Annotated in this window: 14 protein-coding genes; 7 read left to right on the forward strand and 7 right to left on the reverse strand. The window is 73.1% G+C overall.

Annotated elements, in window-relative coordinates; translation table 11 throughout:
- Nucleotides 1-1,055: histidinol-phosphate transaminase (gene hisC, locus ACWDRR_RS13890; RefSeq protein ID WP_449772393.1), on the reverse strand; the 1,055-nt coding region annotated here is incomplete at its 3' end.
- A gap of 358 nt (nucleotides 1,056-1,413) precedes the next feature.
- Between hisC and ACWDRR_RS13895 the strand changes: the two genes are divergently transcribed.
- From ACWDRR_RS13895 to ACWDRR_RS13905, 3 genes are all read left to right on the forward strand, one after another.
- The gene (locus ACWDRR_RS13895) at nucleotides 1,414-2,571 is read left to right on the forward strand and encodes a LacI family DNA-binding transcriptional regulator (RefSeq protein WP_078879728.1); all 1,158 of its coding nucleotides are present in this window, start codon (nucleotides 1,414-1,416) and stop codon (nucleotides 2,569-2,571) included.
- 257 nt (nucleotides 2,572-2,828) lie between these two features.
- Nucleotides 2,829-4,010 (forward strand): metallophosphoesterase, encoded by a 1,182-nt coding sequence (locus ACWDRR_RS13900; protein ID WP_449772394.1) that lies wholly within the window; start codon nucleotides 2,829-2,831, stop codon nucleotides 4,008-4,010.
- Between the two features lie 214 nt (nucleotides 4,011-4,224).
- Complete coding sequence (locus ACWDRR_RS13905) at nucleotides 4,225-5,133, forward strand: hypothetical protein (RefSeq protein ID WP_449772395.1); 909 nt, start codon at nucleotides 4,225-4,227, stop codon at nucleotides 5,131-5,133.
- Nucleotides 5,134-5,195: 62 nt separating this feature from the next.
- Here the strand turns inward: ACWDRR_RS13905 and ACWDRR_RS13910 are convergent, their stop codons facing one another.
- Complete coding sequence (locus ACWDRR_RS13910) at nucleotides 5,196-6,125, reverse strand: LysR family transcriptional regulator (protein ID WP_449772536.1); 930 nt, start codon at nucleotides 6,123-6,125, stop codon at nucleotides 5,196-5,198.
- A gap of 125 nt (nucleotides 6,126-6,250) precedes the next feature.
- Here ACWDRR_RS13910 and ACWDRR_RS13915 point away from each other — a divergent pair, with 125 nt between their 5' ends.
- Nucleotides 6,251-6,655 (forward strand): VOC family protein, encoded by a 405-nt coding sequence (locus tag ACWDRR_RS13915; protein ID WP_449772396.1) that lies wholly within the window; start codon nucleotides 6,251-6,253, stop codon nucleotides 6,653-6,655.
- A gap of 110 nt (nucleotides 6,656-6,765) precedes the next feature.
- On the opposite strand, the gene ACWDRR_RS13920 is transcribed toward ACWDRR_RS13915, so the two are convergent.
- The 3 genes from ACWDRR_RS13920 to ACWDRR_RS13930 form a co-directional block, all read right to left on the reverse strand.
- Nucleotides 6,766-8,259: a PKD domain-containing protein gene (locus ACWDRR_RS13920; RefSeq protein WP_449772397.1), complete on the reverse strand. Its 1,494-nt coding sequence runs from the start codon at nucleotides 8,257-8,259 to the stop codon at nucleotides 6,766-6,768.
- A gap of 109 nt (nucleotides 8,260-8,368) precedes the next feature.
- Nucleotides 8,369-10,747 carry a PKD domain-containing protein gene (locus tag ACWDRR_RS13925; protein WP_449772398.1) on the reverse strand — a complete coding sequence of 793 codons (2,379 nt, stop codon included), beginning with the start codon at nucleotides 10,745-10,747 and terminating at the stop codon, nucleotides 8,369-8,371.
- 141 nt (nucleotides 10,748-10,888) lie between these two features.
- Nucleotides 10,889-11,368 carry a DUF5994 family protein gene (locus ACWDRR_RS13930; RefSeq protein WP_449772399.1) on the reverse strand — a complete coding sequence of 160 codons (480 nt, stop codon included), beginning with the start codon at nucleotides 11,366-11,368 and terminating at the stop codon, nucleotides 10,889-10,891.
- A 252-nt stretch (nucleotides 11,369-11,620) separates the two neighbouring features.
- On the opposite strand from ACWDRR_RS13930, the gene ACWDRR_RS13935 reads away from it, so the two are divergent.
- Nucleotides 11,621-12,043, forward strand: coding sequence for a CBS domain-containing protein (locus tag ACWDRR_RS13935; protein WP_449772400.1), 423 nt, complete (start codon nucleotides 11,621-11,623; stop codon nucleotides 12,041-12,043).
- Between the two features lie 55 nt (nucleotides 12,044-12,098).
- Here the strand turns inward: ACWDRR_RS13935 and ACWDRR_RS13940 are convergent, their stop codons facing one another.
- The gene (locus ACWDRR_RS13940; protein ID WP_449772401.1) at nucleotides 12,099-12,518 is read right to left on the reverse strand and encodes a hypothetical protein; all 420 of its coding nucleotides are present in this window, start codon (nucleotides 12,516-12,518) and stop codon (nucleotides 12,099-12,101) included.
- Between the two features lie 537 nt (nucleotides 12,519-13,055).
- Between ACWDRR_RS13940 and ACWDRR_RS13945 the strand changes: the two genes are divergently transcribed.
- On the forward strand, nucleotides 13,056-15,008 hold the full coding sequence (locus ACWDRR_RS13945; RefSeq protein ID WP_449772402.1) for an ice-binding family protein: 1,953 nt from the start codon (nucleotides 13,056-13,058) through the stop codon (nucleotides 15,006-15,008).
- A 163-nt stretch (nucleotides 15,009-15,171) separates the two neighbouring features.
- Here ACWDRR_RS13945 and thiC read toward each other — a convergent pair whose 3' ends face one another.
- Entirely contained in the window at nucleotides 15,172-16,989 is a 1,818-nt protein-coding gene (gene thiC, locus ACWDRR_RS13950; protein ID WP_449772403.1) for a phosphomethylpyrimidine synthase ThiC, read from the reverse strand.
- 225 nt (nucleotides 16,990-17,214) lie between these two features.
- Between thiC and ACWDRR_RS13955 the strand changes: the two genes are divergently transcribed.
- Complete coding sequence (locus ACWDRR_RS13955) at nucleotides 17,215-17,415, forward strand: hypothetical protein (RefSeq protein ID WP_449772404.1); 201 nt, start codon at nucleotides 17,215-17,217, stop codon at nucleotides 17,413-17,415.
- Nucleotides 17,416-17,463: the final 48 nt, after the last annotated feature.

Consider the following 17,463-nt stretch of genomic DNA (forward strand, 5'->3'; position numbering starts at 1 on the left):
TCGGCCACCGAGAGGAAGATCGAGTTGCCCTCGACCTCGCCGATCGAGATCCGGACGCCCTCCGGGAAGGGGCGGACTATCACGCCGGCCGCGGCGCAGGCCGCCGCGAACTCCTGGGAGCGCTCGCCGAGCGCCAGCCAGACGAAGTTGGCCTGCGAGTCCGGGATCTCCCAGCCCTGGGCGCGCAGCCCGGCGACCACCCGGGTGCGCTCCTCGACCAGCGCGTCGACCCGGACCATCAGGGCCTCCTCGGCGCGCAGCGAGGCGACGGCCGCGTTCTGGGCGACCTGGGTGACGCCGAACGGCACCGCGGTCTTGCGCAGCGCGTTCGCCACCGGCTCGTGCGCGATCGCGAAGCCGACCCGCAGGCCCGCCAGGCCGTACGCCTTGGAGAAGGTCCGCAGCACGCAGACGTTCGGGCGGTCGCGGTAGAGGTCGATGCCGTTGGGGACCTCGGCGTCGCGGATGAACTCGATGTACGCCTCGTCGACGACCACCAGGACGTCGGCCGGGACCGCGTCCAGGAAGCGCTCCAGCTCGGCGCGGTGGATCACGTTGCCGGTGGGGTTGTTGGGGTTGCAGACGAAGATCAGCCGGGTCTGCGCGGTGATCGCGGCCAGCATGGCGTCCAGGTCGTGGTCCCCGCCCGCGGTGAGCGGCACCGGGACCGGCGTCGCGCCGGCGACCTGGGTGATGATCGGGTAGGCCTCGAAGGAGCGCCAGGCGAAGATCACCTCGTCGCCCGGGCCGGCCGTGGCGAGGATCAGCGACTGGGCGACGCCGACCGAGCCGGTGCCGGTGGCGATGTGCTCGGCCGGGACGTCGAAGCGCCGGGCCAGCTCGGCGGTCAGCTCGGTGACCGCCATGTCCGGGTACCGGTTGAGCGAGCCGGCCGCCGCGACCGCCGCCTCCAGCACGCCGGGCAGCGGATCGTACGGGTTCTCGTTGGAGGACAGCTTGTAGGCGTCGGCGCCGGCCGGCTTGCCGGGCTTGTAGGTGGGGATGCCGTCCAGGCTCGGCCTCAGCCGAGGCCCCTGCGCTGCCGTTCCGCTCACGGTCCTTCTCCTTCTCTCTCCGTCGGGCCCACTGCGTCGGGCCCGCTGGTGCGTCCGCTCCCGCGTCGGACGGGATCACCGCCGAGCCCGGGACCTCGCGACACACCGGACCACCCCGGTCGGGTGCCCTGAACGATACCGACCGGGGCTCACCCGTAGGAGTGAGATGCCCGGTCGGGTTACTGGTGCAGATCAGCCATTCTGCAGGGTTCCTTTGGCACATGTCAGAGGTAAGACGGCTGGTTTCGTGCGGGTATCGAAGGGGCGCACACGGGCTCACTCTTGGAGAAACGTATCTCCAAGGGCCCCCGATGCGCCGGTCACAGACCCTTGTCAGGAGCCATACGATCGGTCCGCCATGACAGCAGCAGCCAACCAGAGCGGTCGGCGACCCACCACCTCGCGGCGTCTGGAGCGGGCCGGCATCCGGGATGTGGCAGCAGCCGCAGGAGTGTCGATCACCACCGTTTCCGACGCGCTCAACGGTAAGGGCCGCCTGCCCGACGAGACCAGAAGCCGGGTGCGCGAGGTCGCCGAGCGCCTCGGCTACCGCCCCTCGGCCGCCGCCCGAACCCTGCGCACCGGGCGCTCCGGCCTGATCGGACTGACCGTCACCACCTACGGCGAAGAACCGTTCACCTTCACCGAGTTCGCCTACTTCGCCGAGATGGCCCGCGCCGCCACCAGCGCCGCCCTCGGCCGCGGCTACGCCCTGGTGGTGCTGCCCGCCTCCTCGCGGCACGACGTCTGGGGCAACATCGCCCTGGACGGCACCGTGGTGATCGACCCGCCCGACCAGGACCCGCTGGTCAGCGAGCTGTACCGGTCCGGCGTGCCGGTGGTCAGCGACGGCAAGCCGGGCAACTGCCCGGTCACCGCCTGGGTCGACAACGACCACGAGGCCGCCGTGCTCGGCATCCTCGACCACCTCTCCGAGGCCGGCGCCCGCCGGATCGGCCTGCTCACCGGCACCAGCACCGACACCTACACCCGGCTCTCCACCGAGGCCTACCTCGGCTGGTGCGCCAAGGTCGGCCAGGAGCCGGTGTACGAGACCTACCCGGCGCACGACCCGGCCGCCGGGGCCGTGGCCGCCGACCGGCTGCTGGCCCGCCCCGACCGGCCCGACGCCGTCTACGGCCTCTTCGACCCGAACGGCACCGACCTGCTCGCCGCCGCCCGCCGGTACGGCCTGCGGGTGCCGGACGACCTGCTGCTGGTGTGCTGCAGCGAGAGCGACGTGTACGCGACCACCGAGCCGCCGATCACCACGCTCTCGCTCAAGCCCCGGCGGATCGGGACGACGGTGGTCAACCTGCTCATCGACGCCATCGAGGGGGTGGACTCCGGGACGGGCGTCGACATCGCCCGGCTCTTCCCGCCCCGCTTCCGCACCGCCGGGACGGGGCCGCCGCCGGGCACCCTGATGCCCACCGAGCTGATCGTCCGCGCCTCCTCCCAGCGGCGGAGCCCGCGCACCACCGTCAGCCCGCCGCGCCCGCCGGGCGAGGTGTAGGGCCCACCCGGCCGTCGGGCCGTCGGGCCGCTGCGACGGCCCCGGCGCGCCGGGCCGGTGCGTCGGCCGGTGCCGCGCCGGGCGCCGGCCGGGTCCGGCGCGGGCTCGCGGCGGCCCCGTCGCGGGCTCTCCTTTGCGGTCTAGACCATACCTAGCCGGGACAAAACGGACCTGAGGGACCGCCCGGCTGACGCTCCGGAGGATTGGATACCCACCAGGTGACGACGCCGGGAGAGTGGTCTTCCTATGATGGGCGAATGACACCCGAGGACCGCTTCCCCGGGCCTGAACACCCCGACTCAGGCCCCCGCCACCAGCCGGACCTCGACGTGCTGCCCTTCGGCACCTACTACGAACCCGAGCCCACCGGGTACACCGAGGCGGCGTACGAGTCGGAGACGTACAGCGGCTACGGCGGCGCGCGGTACCTCGAACAGCACTGGCCGGCCGCCGGACACCCGCAGGCCACCGGGCACCCGCAGGCCGCGCAGCCCGAGCACGGCGGGTACGAGCCGACCCTGACCGACCGGCCCTCGCCGGTGCACCAGAGCGACGACCCGCCGACCATCGAGCTCGGCCCCCCGCTCCCCGAGCTGCCCTACCACCCGTACCCGGCGCCCGCCCCCAACGAGCCGCCCGGCCCGCTCTACGTGGTCGGCGACGTGCACGGCTACCTCGACGAGCTGCTCGCCGAGCTGCGCCACCAGGGCCTGATCGACGCCGACGGCCACTGGGCCGCCGGCCGCTCCCGGATCTGGTTCCTCGGCGACTTCACCGACCGCGGCCCCGACGGCATCGGCGTCATCGACCTGGTCATGCAGCTCGCCGCCGAGGCGGCCGCCGCCGGCGGCTACTGCCGGGCCCTGATGGGCAATCACGAACTGCTCTTCCTCGGCGCCGCCCGCTACGGCGACGAGCCCGTCCAGTCCACCGCGGGGACCGCCTCCTTCCTGGCCGCCTGGCGGCTCAACGGCGGCCAGCAGCACGACCTGGACCGCCTGGAGGCGCACCACATCAGCTGGCTCTCCCGGCTGCCCGCGATGGCGCTGGAGGAGGGGCACCTGCTGCTGCACTCCGACACCACCGCGTACCTGGAGTACGGCGACTCCATCGCCGCGGTCAACGACGCCGTCCACGACCTGCTCGCCGACGAGGGCGTGGACGAGTGGTGGGACTGCTTCCGCCGGTTCACCAAGCGCTTCGCCTTCCGCGGCGACGCCGGCCCGACGGCCGCCCACGAGCTGCTCGACACCTACGGCGGCATGCGGATCGTGCACGGCCACAGCCCCATCCCGTACCTCACCGGCGCGGTCCACGCCGACGACGGCGCCCCGCCGCACATCCCCGGGCCGTACGTCTACGCCGACGAGCTCGCCGTCGCCATGGACGGCGGCGTCACGATGGAGGGGCGGCTGCTCGTCGCGCGGCTGCCGATCTGAGCGTCCGTTCGCACCACCGACCCCAGGGCGAACACCCGTTCCCGGCGCCCGGGCCGTAGCGCACGCGCGGCCCGGGGCGCGAAATTCCGGAAACTTACTGTCTGCACGGCCGCGAGCACCCCTACCATCGAGGGCACACCACACCCGGCCGCCCGTGTGGCGGCCCGTCTCCGTACCCGTCTCCGTGCACCGCGGCGGAGCGAACGGGGTTGGCATGAACGGGGTCCCCATGAACAACGCCCCGCACCTGCTCGCCGAGGACCGCCCGGACTACGAGCGCCTCCTCGACGAAGCACTGCGTGACGGCACCGTCCTCACCGCCCTGCGCACGCCCGGCGCCCTCACCGCCGACCAGCTGCGCATCAAGGCCCTGCGCGCCGCCGACGGCGTCGCGGCCGCGGCGGCCACCGAGTACACGCACTACCTCCGGCTCCGCGAGAGCCTGCGCGACACCCCACCGCCCACCCTGGGCGGCGAGCCCACCGCGCCCGGCCTGCTCTCCCAGCTGCGCTCCGCCAACGGCGGTGCCGGACTGTTCCCGGTGCTGACCGTGCTCACCCCGATCCTGGCCTGGGCCGCCGCACTGGTCCTGCTGCTGATCGGCTACACCCTGCGGGCCGCCGACCCCGAGCTGGCACTGGCCCGTTCGCTGCTGACGGCCGGCTGGCTGGCGCTGGCGGCCGGCGTGGTCGCGATGGTGGTGGGCATCGTCGGGTTGATCCTCACCGCCCTGCGGGACGGATCCAGCACGCCGACCCCGCCCGGCACCGACCCGGACCTCGCGGCCGGGATCGCCGACGCCCGGCGCGAATGGCAGCGCGCGTTGCGCGAGCGGGCGCTGCTGCCCTATCTGCACGCCACCCTGCGCGCCGATCCCACGACGGCGCCGCCGGGCGTACCGGAGCCGGCCGGCGAGCCCGTCCGCCCGGAGGCCGCCCACCCCGACTTCAGCAGCCCGGACTTCAGCAGCCCCGGCTACAGCGGGCCGGGCTTCACCAGCCCCGGCGCCGAGGGCCTCACCGACCCGCAGGGGCGGGAGCCGCGCACGGCCTCCTTCAGCACCCCGGACTTCACCGGCCCCGGCTACACCGGGCCGGGCTTCACCAGCCCCGACGACGTCTGACGGGGGCGCGCGGCACGGGCGGTACCCCGGGGCTCCGGCGATCGGCACACCGTGACCGTCCGTCAGCCCGGCGTCCCCGCCACCGCCCCCGTCGCGGCCTCCGTCGCGGCCTCCGTCGCGGCCTCTGTCGCGGCGCGGACGAACTCCCGGACCCGCTCGGTGGTGTTGCTCTCCAACCAGACCAGCCCGCGTTCGATCGGCGGCGCGTCGCGGATCGGCACATAGGCGACGTCCGGGCGCGGGTAGTACTGCCGCGAGTGCTCGCCCACCGGAAGGACGCCCCGGCCCATCGCGACCAGCGAGAGCATCTCGGAGAAGGTGTTGCCGACCGGCCCCCTGGGCACCGGCAGGCCGGCCGGGGTGCGGTCCGGGGTCCGGTCGCGCTTGAACTCCACCGAGGTGACCGCCGGGTACTGCACCACCGGGTGCTCGGCGAGGACTTCGAGCGAGACCGACGCGGCCCCGGCCAGCGGATGCCCGGCGGCCACCGCCAGGACCCGCCGCTCCGAGATCAGGGCCGGCCCGCGGGCCATCCCGTCGAACGGGAAGGCGGCGATGAGGAGGTCGACGGAACCGTCCAGCAGGCTCGCCCGGGAGTTGAACAGCTGCACCTCACGGACGTCGACCCGGCAGCCGGGGTGGCGCCCGGCGAACAGGTTCACCGCCTTGAGCAGCACCGTCGCCGTCCACTCACCGAGGAAGGCGACCCGCAGCTCCCCGGTCACACCGCGCCCGGCGTCGACGGCCCGGCGCACGGACTCCTCGATCCCGGCGACCAGCGGCACCAGGTCCTCGACCAGCCGCTGCCCGATCGCGGTGAGCCGGACGGTCCGGCTGGTGCGCTCGAACAGCCGGGCGCCGATGCGCCGTTCCAGCTTCCCGATCACCTGGCTGATCCGCCCGGTGGTGACGCCCAGGCGCTCGGCGGTGCGGCCGAAGTGCAGCTCCTCCGCGAGCGCCAGAACGGCCTCGATCTCGTGGCGCTCCCACATCACCGACCCCCATTGTTGAGACTGGCTAAACGATCCTGGATCAAACGGGCGTTGATACCCACACCCGCCCGGTCGGATCATGGAACACGTCACCCCGACCCACCGTCCACCTCCGGGAGCCCGCCATGAGCGCCGTCCGCGTGAAGGCCTTCGACCACCTCGTCCTCAACGTCCGGGACGTCGAGCGCTCGCTGGACTTCTACGCCGGCCTGCTCGGCCTGGCGCCGGTCCGCGTCGACGAGTGGCGCGCGGGCCGGGTCTCGTTCCCCTCGGTGCGGGTCACCCCGGAGACCATCATCGACCTGGTCGGCCGCGACCGCGGCGAGTCCAACGTCGACCACATCTGCCTGACCGTCGACCCGCTGGACTGGCAGGAGGTCATCGACTCCGGCGTGTTCACCGTCCTCGAAGGCCCGGTGCCCCGCTACGGCGCCCGCGGCAGCGCCACCTCCGTCTACGTGCAGGACCCGGACGGCAACACCGTCGAGCTGCGCTGGTACCCCGAGGACGCCGACCAGCACGACGAGTGACGCCCGGCCCGGAGGGGCGGCACGCCGTTCACGCGGGCCCGGCCCCGGAAGCCGGAGCGCCGCTCCGGGAGGGCCGGAGCCTCCCGGAGCGGCGCTCACCGCTCAGACGGTCACAGCGGACCGAAGGCGAGGTCCACGTCCCCCACGTACGCCCGGCTCAGCGCGAACTGACCGTTGCCCGGCCGGTAGACGCCGAAGGTGGTCCGGCCCGCCCCGGCCCAGTCACCGACCACCGGCAGGTCGCCGGCCGCACCGTAGGTGGCGGTGGAGACGGTGCCGTCGTCGTGGCGCAGCGCGAAGACGTTGGCGAGCTTCGGTTCGTCGGACGGCCGGAAGATCCCCAGCTGGGCGTGCCCGACGCCGTCCCAGTCGCCCACCACGGGGAGGTCACCGGGGCTGCCGAAGACGGCGCTGGAGTAGCTGCCGTCGTCGTGCCGGACCACGAACGTGCCCGTGCTCGGACGGTAGACCGCCAGCTGCGCGTGCCCGTTGCCGTCCCAGAGCCCGGGCACCGGGAGGTCACCCGGGTCACCCATCGGCACGGCCGTCACACTGCCGTCCTCGTGCCGCAGCGCGAAGGTGCTCGAAGCCGGCCGGAAGATGCCCAGCTGGTCGTACCGCACACCGTCCCAGTCGCCCGTGACCGGTATGTCGCCGGCGTCGCCGAAGGCCGCGGCGATCTGCGGCGTCGGGTTCCTCGGGGCCGAGTAGTTGGCCGTGTACAGCGCCCACCCGCCCTGGTAGAACCTCCCGATGTGCGTGGAGCTCCCGCTCGTCCACCGCCCGGCCACGGGGACGTTGCGCAGCGCGGCGGGAACGCTGATGTCCCGCCGGGCCGTCGACGTGCGGCCCGCTCCGTCCGTCGCGGTCAGCGTGAGGGTGTAGGTCCCGGGCTTCGCGTAGTGGTGACCGACCGGCTCGAAGAGCGGGCTGGGCAGGTAGTCCACCGGCGGCGTGCCGTCGCCGAAGTCGATGACGTAGGTCGTCGCCCGGTCGGGGGCGACGGTCCTGCCCTCCCACGCCTCGACGTACAGGCCGAACTTGTTGAGCGCCATCACATCGGCCGTGAGCAGCCCGGGCCGCACCGACCCGGTCGCCGTCGCCGTCCAGGCGGCACCGTCGGTCGCGGTCAGGGTGACCGTGTAGACGCCCGGCGTGGTGTAGGTGTGCTGGAGCAGCCCGCCCCCGTTCCCGTAGAACGACTGCGGCCCGCTGCCGTCGCCGAAGTCCACCGTTCCCCGCGACACGTCGAAGGGCAGCGGCACGCGGAACTGGACGTAGACCAGCATCGGCGTCGAGGGCTCGATGAGCGGGTTGAGCCACAGGGGCTCCTGCGGGTCCGCGGCGGCGGGTGCGGCCGGGGTCGCACTCGGCGCCGCAGGGGCGGCCGGGGTCGCACTCGGCGCCGCAGGGGCGGCCGGGGCGGGGCTCGGGGCCTCGGCGGTGGTGCCGGTGACACTCCCGGCGGCGGTCGGGGTGGCGCTCGGCGTGGCGGTGTCGGCCGGAGCGGCCGCGGCCACGTCCTCGGCGGCTGCGACGACCGGTACCGCACCGACCATCGACAGGGCCAGCAGAACGGCGGCCGGAAGGTGTGCTCTGCGCACGGGTGATCCCCCAATGAGACTCGGATGGCGAACGGCGAGAAGGCGAACGGCGAGAAGGCGAACGGCGCGGCACCGGGGCCCGGCGGTGGCCCGGGTGCCGCGTCCGCCCCTAGACGGTCGGGTAGACGAAGTCGAGGTCGGACTGCCCGGCGTACGCGCGGCTGAGCAGGAAGCGGGCCTCGGAGGGCCGGTAGACGCCGTACGTGGTGCGGCCCGTGGCGCTCCAGTCGCCGACGATCGGCAGGTCGCCGGCCGCGCCGTGGGTGGCGGTGGAGACGGAGCCGTCGTCGTGGCGCAGCGCGAAGACATTGGCGCCGCCGCTCGCCGCCGGGCGGAAGATGCCCAGCTGGGTGTGGCCGACGCCGTCCCAGTCGCCCACCACGGGGAGGTCGCCGACATCACCGAAGACGGCGCTGCTGTAGCTGCCGTCGTCGTGCCGGACCACGAACGCCCCCGTGCTCGGGCGGTAGACCGCCAGCTGCGCGTGCCCGTTGCCGTCCCACTGTCCGGGCACCGGGATGTCCCCCGGGTCGCCCATCGGCACGGACGTCACGCTGCCGTCCTCGTGCCGCAGGCCGAAGGTGCTCGAACCGGGTCGGTGGATGCCGGCCTGGTCGTGGCCGACGCCGTCCCAGTCGCCCGCCAGCGGGGTGTCACCGGACTGACCGAGGTACACCTTGCTGCCCTGGGCGGACGCCGCGTTGGCGGACAGCCGGGTCAGCGCACCGGCGCGGTAGAACGCCACCGTGGCGGGCTGACCGCCCGACCAGCGGCCAGCGATCGGGAGACTCACCGAGACCGGGTGCGTGGTCGACGCCGAGCGGCCGTGGTCGTCCGTCACCGTCTGGGTGACGGTGTACGTCCCGGGCCCGGCGTAGAAGTGGCGTGCGGTGGCGGCGTTCCCCACCACCGGCGCGGTGCCGTCCCCGAAGTCGAAGCGGTGGGTGGCCACCGGCCACGGGCTGATCGTCGCGGAGGCGTCGGCCAGCACCTCCAGGCCACCCGTGTTGTAGGGCGACAGCGTGAAGGAGGGCCGGACCGGACCGGGGGCGGCGACCGTGACCTCGGTCGAGGTGCTCCTGGTGAGGCCCAGGCCGTCGGTCGCCGTCAGGGTGGCGGTGTAGGTGCCCGGGGCGTAGTCGTGCCGGGCCGGGAAGGCGACCGGGCTGACCGGCGCGGTGCCGTCGCCGAAGTCCAGCGTGCCGGTCGCGGGGGACCACGGGGAGTCGACGGCTCCGTTGAGGACGACGGTCAGCGGCTGCCCCGCCGGCGGGGTCGGCGACGCGCTCAGCGACACGGCCAGCGCGTCCTGCGCCTCGACCGCGCCGCGGTCGTAGTAGCCGACGCCCGTCCCGGTGTTGGCGACCGCCGGGTTGTCGGCCCGCGACCGGCCGCGCACGTCGGTGGCGAGCTCGCCGGGCGCACCGGCGTCGGCCGAGTCGACGGCGGGGGAGTTCGGCTTCTTCAGGTCGTCGCGGGTGGCCGCGAGGTCGTGCGCGCCCTGGCCGGCGCCCTGCTGGAACTGCGCGACCGTGCCGTACCCCTGGCCGGCCCAGCTGTACGGCGTCCGCGTCGTCGTGGTGACGAGGTTGTAGTCCGCCCTGGTCCCGGTGGTCGAGCCCGCGGAGACGGAGAGGTCCTCGTGTCCGGCGGAGGTGCAGCCGCCCCAGGTGGGATAGCCGTTCTCGTCGCTGTCCAGGACGTTGTTCTCGATCGTGGCACCGGTGGAGGCACCGGTCAGCACGACCAGGGGCCCGCAGGTGCCCCGGACGGTGTTGCTGGTGACCACCGCGTGCTGCGCGTCGGTGATCAGCACCCCGGCGCCGGCGTTCTCGTTGAGGAAGTTGGTCGTCAGCACCGCGTGGTCCACCCCGGCCCCGACCTCGACGGCGCCCCCGCGCGAGGCGCTGATGTCGCTGCGGCTCAGGGTGACGTCGCTGCTCGCGCCGGTGATCCGGACGCTCGGGTAGGCGGTGGTGGCGGTGCTCGACCAGCCGGAGCTGGCGATCACCAGGTCGTCGAGGGTGACCCGGCTGGAGTCGGTCACCAGGACGGCTTCCTTCCCCGACCATCCGAAGAGGTGCCGGACCGTCACGTCGTGGACCCCGGCGAGGGAGACGGCGTGGTCGGGGAGCGTCCCCGCGACGCCGAGCTGCGTCCCGCGGCCCTGCGGGTCCTCGGTGTAGGGGGTGCCGAGGAAGGTGATCGGCGCCGCCGGGGTCCCGGAGCGGGTGGGGTGGAGCTCCTCGTTGTAGTTGCCGCCCGAGATGTGCACGGTCTGTCCGGGCTGCACGACCCCGGCCGCGGCGGCGATCGTGCAGAAGGGCGTGCCCTGAGCGCCGGCACCCGTGCCGGTGTCCGAGCAGAGGGCGGAATTCCTGTCGACGTACAGGTCGGTGGCGTCGGCGTGGACGGTGGTGACCGAGGTGATGGCCCCGGTGATCGACAGGACGAGGACGACAGCAGCCGGAATGCGTGCTCTGCGCACGACGGTTCCCCCCAGGATTCACACGGACGTGCCGGATCGGCGGAGCAAACATTCGTGTGATCAACACATCGCTGTCAAGTTCGTTTTGGGGTCCTCCGGCAGCGGCCGTCGCGCCGCAGCGTCAGCCCCGGAGCGAGGCGATCAGCCCCGCAGCGCCGCGCCGGACCCGCCCGCGGCCGTGAGCAGTTCGCCCGCCGGCGTGTGGTTCCCCGCCGCGGCCGCGCCGCGCATCGCGGCGGCCGCCGTGCGCGGGTCCGTACCGGGCGGCACGACGAGGAGGAGGAAGTGGTCCTGGAAGCCCCGGGTCAGGCTGATGGTCCCGCCGTCGGCGGCGAACCAGCCGATCCGCACCACCAGACCGTCCACGGTGACCGAATCGGGGATGTCGCCCCAGCCGCCGCTGTCCAGACCGACCCGGACGATCCGGCCCAGATGGACGCCGAGCGCGGTCAGCAGGTCCGGCAGCTCGGCCCGGACGTCGTTGCTCCGCGGCCACCACGCACCGTCGAACACGCCGTCGCGGGCCAGCGTCGGCTCCAGCACCAGGCGGGGGAGCAGCGGAACGCCCGGAACCGACCACGGCCCGGGGGAGGAGGAGATGGGAAGGGGGATCGGCATCATCAGGAGCCGCCCGTCCGGCCCTCGGGGAGGACCGCTCATGACCTCGGGCGACACCAGTGCGACTACCGGTGTACGACGTGTCCTCGGCTGCCTCCCAAGGCTACTCCGGGCCCCGACGCCCCGGGCCCGACCGGAGTAGCCTGGGCCGCATCCAGGGCATCCCGCATCCCGGTCCCCGTTCCGGCTTCGTTCTGGGTGCAGGACAGCGCCGGACGGCCGCAAGCCCGTCCGGAGGCGGGTCGGGTCGACATCATGACCACCCACTACGCGCAGTCGGCGGACCGCGGCCTCACGGTCGCGGACGCGATGGAGCCCTACGAGTACCAGATCGCCGACGACATCACCGTCGACCGGGCCAATGAGATCTTCCGCGGCGCCCACGTCGCCTACCTGCTGGTCCGCGATCACAACGGCCGCTGCGAGGGACTGGTGACCCGGACCGGCCTCGACCCGTTCCTGACCCGCTCCTGGTACGCCGAGCGGACCCCGCTCCGCGACACCGCCCACCAGCAGGGCCCGTTCGCCTGGCCCGGGATGGCCCTCGGCCTCGCGGCGCTCGCGATGCAGATCAAGTCCCTCGCGATCTGGCCGGTCGTCGACGACGACGGCTACCTGCTCGGCATCCTCACCGCCGACCGCGTGGCCGGCCTGACGGGCCCCCTCCTCCTCGTCTGACCGGCCGGACCGGTGGCCGCGGCGCCCGGGGGCTGCTCGCCCGGGCCGCTGCGGCTCAGAGCCCGAGGATCTCGCGGATGAGGCCGAGCTTGCGCTCCGCGGAGAGGTCCTGGGGGCGGTCGGCGAGCAGGCCGTTCAGCACGGTGGGGACGTCGAAACCGTCGGGAGCCTGGATGGCGTCGATGACCTGGCACCGCAGACCGCCGTCCCTGAGGAACACCCACACCTCGTGCTCCTTGCGCGGTTCACCGTTCTCCCTCGGCGACAGCCGTGAGGCCGGGAACCAGCCGAGCCCCTCCGCCGCCAGGCTCTCGGCCACTTCGTCGAGCACGTACTTGCCGAGCCTGCGGTATCCGAGTTCCTCGCGCAGTTCCCCGAGCGTGACTCGGAGCAGGCCGCCGGAGAGACGGCACCGGTCGGCCACGGTGCCGGCGTCGCCCTCGGTCGCCGCGAGCAGCCCACCCTGCCGATTCATTGGGTCGTTCATACGCGGGCCAACGACTCCATCCTCCGAGCGATACGTCATTTCACCACCCTGGACGCAGCCAAGAGGAAAAACGGTACTGCTAAGGCGTGGAAGGCACTCCGGGGAGGATTACAACGGCGTTCGGGTCCACCGGCCCCACCGGGAACGACGTCGGACTCCGTGAGCGTAGCCGGATCCGGAGGAGCCGACCGGAGATCAAGCCGGATGCTCTGTACGCGGCGTTGAGTACGTAGACAAACGACGCGCCGGAGCAGCGGAAGAGATACTCCGACGGCGCCAGCGCGTCACCCTTTTGCATCTTTATTATTCTTTCCTTCTTATGTTGTTGTTGCACGGTGTACTGAGTTGGTGACGGTGCATCACCATCCCTGGCGAACTGTCGCTCTGCGGCCCTCCCGGGGTGACGCCCGTGGCGCCCCGGCGCACGTACGAGGGCTTGTGGGCCGACCAGAACTCACCATCGGTGCTCCGGAATTCCTCTTTCCGAGTGACGGAGCTCAACGACGACAAGAAGGGTCCTGACCCATGGCAGTCGATGCCATTCCGCCCGCCCCACCCGACAGCGGGCGCAGACGCTCCCGCCTCACGGGCGCGCTCGTCCTGCTCTCCGGACTCACGTTGCTGGCGACAGCCGGTCTGGTCGCGAGCCCCGCGCACGCCGCCACCGCACCGGTGACGCTGGGGACCGACACCAGCTACGCGGTCCTGGGCGCCACGACCGTCACCAACACCAATCCCAGCGTGATCAACGGAGACCTGGGCCTCAGCCCGGGCACCAGCGTGACGGGCTTTCCGCCCGGCATCGTGAACGGCGTCCAGCACGTCAACGACGCCCAGGCCGCACAGGCCCAGTCCGACCTGGTCATCGCCTACAACGACGCCGCGGGCCGGGCCCCCACGGCCAGCCTCACCTCGCCGGGCGACCTCGGCGGACTGACGCTGACACCCGGCGTCTACAAGGCCACGTCCTCGCTCAACCTCACCGGGACCGTCACCCTCGACGCCCTGGGCGACCCCAGCGCCGTCTTCATCTTCCAGATCGCCTCGACCCTGATCACGGCCCCGTCGAGCGTCGTCAGCCTGGTCAACGGGGCGCAGCCCTGCAACGTGTTCTGGCAGGTGGGCAGCTCCGCCACCATCGACGTCAGCTCCTTCTTCAAGGGCAACATCCTCGCCCTGGCGTCCATCACCGTGAACCACGCCGCGGTCATCGAAGGCCGGGCCCTGGCGCGCACGGGCGCGGTCACGCTGGACCAGAACACCATCACCAGGGCGGCCTGCACCGTCGGCCCGCCCGGACCGAGCGGTCCGGCCGGTCCGAGCGGGCCCGCGGGTCCGAGCGGTCCCGCCGGTCCGGCCGGCTCCCCCGGTGCGCCCGGCCCCAACGGTGCCCCCGGCCCGGCCGGCTCCCCGGGTGCCCCGGGTGTGCCCGGGCCCAACGGTGCTTCCGGCGTGGCCGGCTCCCCGGGTGCTCCGGGTGCCCCCGGCCCCGACGGCGCCCCTGGAGCCCCCGGTGCTCCGGGTGCGCCCGGCCCCAACGGCGCTCCCGGCGTACCCGGCGCGCCCGGCTCCCCGGGTGCCGCCGGCCCCAACGGCGCCCCTGGAGCCCCCGGCGCTCCGGGTGCCCCCGGTGCTCCCGGCGCTCCGGGTGCCCCCGGCCCCGACGGCGCTCCCGGGACCCCCGGTGCTCCGGGTGCGCCCGGCCCCAACGGCGCTCCCGGCGTACCCGGCGCGCCCGGCGCTCCGGGTGCCCCCGGTGCCAATGGTTCGCCCGGTGCGAACGGCACACCCGGCGCCAACGGCTCACCCGGTGCCAATGGTTCGCCCGGTGCGAACGGCTCACCCGGAGCGAACGGCACACCCGGCGCCAACGGCACACCCGGCGCCAACGGCTCACCCGGTGCCAATGGTTCGCCCGGTGCGAACGGCTCACCCGGAGCGAACGGCACACCCGGAGCGAACGGCACACCCGGCGCCAACGGCTCACCCGGTGCCAATGGTTCGCCCGGTGCGAACGGCTCACCCGGAGCGAACGGCACACCCGGACCCGCAGGTCCCGCAGGACCGGCAGGACCCGCAGGGCCGGCTGGACCCGCGGGCCCCGCAGGGCCGTCCCAGTCTCCGGGCGGCCACGGCGGCCCGGGGCACGGTGGCCAGGGTCACGGCGGTCATGAGCAAGGTGATCACGGGAACGACCATGGCCATCACGGCAACGTGCCGGGCGGCCCCGTACAGGTCGGCAACGGTCAGGTCGGCAACGCACCGGGTGGCCATGCCCAGGGCGGCAACGCCCCGGGCGCTCCCGGCCAGGGCGCTCCCGTGCAGCACCCGAACGAGTCGGGGCCGGCACTCGCCGCCACCGGCTCGGGCGGATCGATCGGCCTCCTGGTCGGCTCGACGGCCGCCCTCACCCTGGGCGGTGCACTCGTCGTCCTGGTGAGGCGAAGCGGACGAGCCGCAGCCCGCCGACGGCACTGACCCCGACAACCCCCGGACGGCCCGGGCGGATCTCTCGGCGACGGCCGCCGACCGACCGGCGCCGATCATGATCCAGGGACGTCCGACGACGTCCGACGACGTCGAGAACGCACCGGCCCGCGACTCCCCCCACGGGACGCGGGCCGGTGCAGTCGGTGGAGGGTCAGTCAGCCAGCGGCAGGTAGACCCGGTTGCCCTGCTCCGCGAACTCCTCGGACTTGGCCCGCATGCCGGCCAGGGCCTCGGCGTCGTAGTCGGAGGCCACGGCGGAGGAGCCCCCGCCGTGCTCGGCGCGGATCTGCTGGGAGATCTTCATCGAGCAGAACTTCGGGCCGCACATCGAGCAGAAGTGGGCCGTCTTGGCGGGCTCGGCGGGCAGCGTCTCGTCGTGGAACTCACGGGCCGTCTCCGGGTCGAGGGCCAGGTTGAACTGGTCCTCCCAGCGGAACTCGAAGCGGGCGTCGGAGAGCGCGTCGTCCCAGGCCTGGGCGCCGGGGTGGCCCTTGGCGAGGTCCGCGGCATGGGCGGCGATCTTGTAGGTGATGACGCCGGTCTTCACGTCGTCCCGGTTGGGCAGGCCCAGGTGCTCCTTGGGGGTGACGTAGCAGAGCATCGCCGTCCCCCACCAGGCGATCATCGCGGCGCCGATGCCCGAGGTGATGTGGTCGTAGCCGGGGGCGACGTCCGTGGTGAGCGGGCCGAGGGTGTAGAACGGCGCCTCGTCGCAGATCTCCTTCTGGAGATCCATGTTCTCCCGGATCTTGTTCATCGGGACGTGGCCCGGGCCCTCGATCATCACCTGGACGTCGCGCTCGCGCGCGATCCGGCCGAGTTCACCGAGCGTCTGCAGCTCGGCGAACTGCGCCTCGTCGTTGGCGTCGGCGATCGAGCCCGGGCGCAGGCCGTCGCCGAGCGAGAAGGTGACGTCGTAGCTCGCGAGGATCTCGCAGAGCTCCTCGAAGTTGGTGTAGAGGAAGTTCTCCCGGTGGTGCGCCAGGCACCAGGCGGCCATGATCGAGCCGCCGCGCGAGACGATGCCGGTCTTGCGCCGGGCCGTCAGCGGCACGTACCGCAGCAGCACGCCGGCGTGCACGGTCATGTAGTCGACGCCCTGCTCGCACTGCTCGATGATGGTGTCGCGGTAGACGTCCCAGCTGAGTTCCTCGGCCCGGCCGTCGACCTTCTCCAGTGCCTGGTAGAGCGGCACCGTCCCGATCGGCACCGGGGAGTTGCGCAGGATCCACTCGCGGGTGGTGTGGATGTTGCGGCCGGTGGAGAGGTCCATGACGGTGTCGGCGCCCCAGCGGGTGGCCCAGGTCATCTTCTCCACCTCCTCCTCGATCGAGGAGGTGACGGCGGAGTTGCCGATGTTGGCGTTGATCTTCACCAGGAAGTTGGTGCCGATGATCGACGGCTCCACCTCGGGGTGGTTCACGTTGACCGGGATGACGGCGCGGCCGCGCGCCACCTCGGCGCGGACGTACTCCGGCTCCAGGCCCTCGCGCAGGGCCACGAACTCCATCTCCGGGGTCACCACACCGCGCCTGGCGTAGGCGAGTTGGGTGACGGAGGCGCCGGACCGGCCGCGCAGCGGGCGGCGCGGGCGACCGGGGAAGACGGCGTCGAGGTTGCGCAGGTTCCCGCCGCGCGGCGAGGTGTGCTTGATCCCGTCGTCCTCCGGGCGGGCCTCGCGGCCGTCGTACTCCTCGACGTCGCCGCGCTGGCGGATCCACGCGTCGCGCAGCGGCGGCAGGCCGCGCCGCACGTCGGCCTCGTAGGCGGGGTCGGTGTACGGGCCGGAGGTGTCGTAGAGCGGGACGGTCCGGCCGTTGGTGAGGACGACCTCGCGGTACGGGACGCGCAGGTCGGGGCGGGACCCCTCGTGGTAGGCCTTGCGCCAGGCCGGGGTCGGGTAGCCGGTGCCCGTGCTTCCGGTGTCATGGTTCCGGGCAGACTGCGGCTGTGCATCGAACGTGGTCATCAGACCCTCTACTCCCTACGCCGGCATTACCCGGTCAGGTTCCTGCGGTCGACGCAGCGGTCGGCACGTCCAGCGACGTTCCGGTCAGCGCCCTCTCAGCCCGGTGCTCCGAGCTCCCGTGTCCGCAGGCGGTGTTGCCTGCGCATGACGTCCAACACCGTAGCGAGCGGATCGCCGCTGGTCCAGAGGGGGTCCACCCGCGGGGAACGGTGACAGACTGGACCGATGGTCGGAAGCACAGGGCGCGTCACCGGAAAGATCGGCACCGGACTGGTCGGTGAGGTGCTCGTGCACGTCCGCGAACGCCACACCACCGAGGCCTTCCTCGCCCACCCGGCCGTGCCGGGCGAGAGCATGGCGGTCGGCACCCAGGTGGTCGTGGTCGAGTACCAGCCTCCGCGCACCGTCTACGTGGCGCTGCTCTGACCGAATCCTGACGCCCCTGGGACGGATTCAGAACGAATTCCCCTTTCC

It is taken from the genome of Kitasatospora sp. NPDC003701 (genome assembly GCF_053587085.1).

Coding starts and splice junctions, on each gene's coding strand:
- ACWDRR_RS13895 (WP_078879728.1), top strand. CDS start 1,414: ATGACAGCAGCAGCCAACCAGAGCGGTCGGCGACCCACCACCTCGCGG.
- ACWDRR_RS13900 (WP_449772394.1), top strand. CDS start 2,829: ATGACACCCGAGGACCGCTTCCCCGGGCCTGAACACCCCGACTCAGGC.
- ACWDRR_RS13905 (WP_449772395.1), top strand. CDS start 4,225: ATGAACGGGGTCCCCATGAACAACGCCCCGCACCTGCTCGCCGAGGAC.
- ACWDRR_RS13910 (WP_449772536.1), bottom strand. CDS start 6,125: ATGTGGGAGCGCCACGAGATCGAGGCCGTTCTGGCGCTCGCGGAGGAG.
- ACWDRR_RS13915 (WP_449772396.1), top strand. CDS start 6,251: ATGAGCGCCGTCCGCGTGAAGGCCTTCGACCACCTCGTCCTCAACGTC.
- ACWDRR_RS13930 (WP_449772399.1), bottom strand. CDS start 11,368: ATGATGCCGATCCCCCTTCCCATCTCCTCCTCCCCCGGGCCGTGGTCG.
- ACWDRR_RS13935 (WP_449772400.1), top strand. CDS start 11,621: ATGACCACCCACTACGCGCAGTCGGCGGACCGCGGCCTCACGGTCGCG.
- ACWDRR_RS13940 (WP_449772401.1), bottom strand. CDS start 12,518: ATGAATCGGCAGGGTGGGCTGCTCGCGGCGACCGAGGGCGACGCCGGC.
- ACWDRR_RS13945 (WP_449772402.1), top strand. CDS start 13,056: ATGGCAGTCGATGCCATTCCGCCCGCCCCACCCGACAGCGGGCGCAGA.
- thiC (WP_449772403.1), bottom strand. CDS start 16,989: ATGACCACGTTCGATGCACAGCCGCAGTCTGCCCGGAACCATGACACC.
- ACWDRR_RS13955 (WP_449772404.1), top strand. CDS start 17,215: ATGGTCGGAAGCACAGGGCGCGTCACCGGAAAGATCGGCACCGGACTG.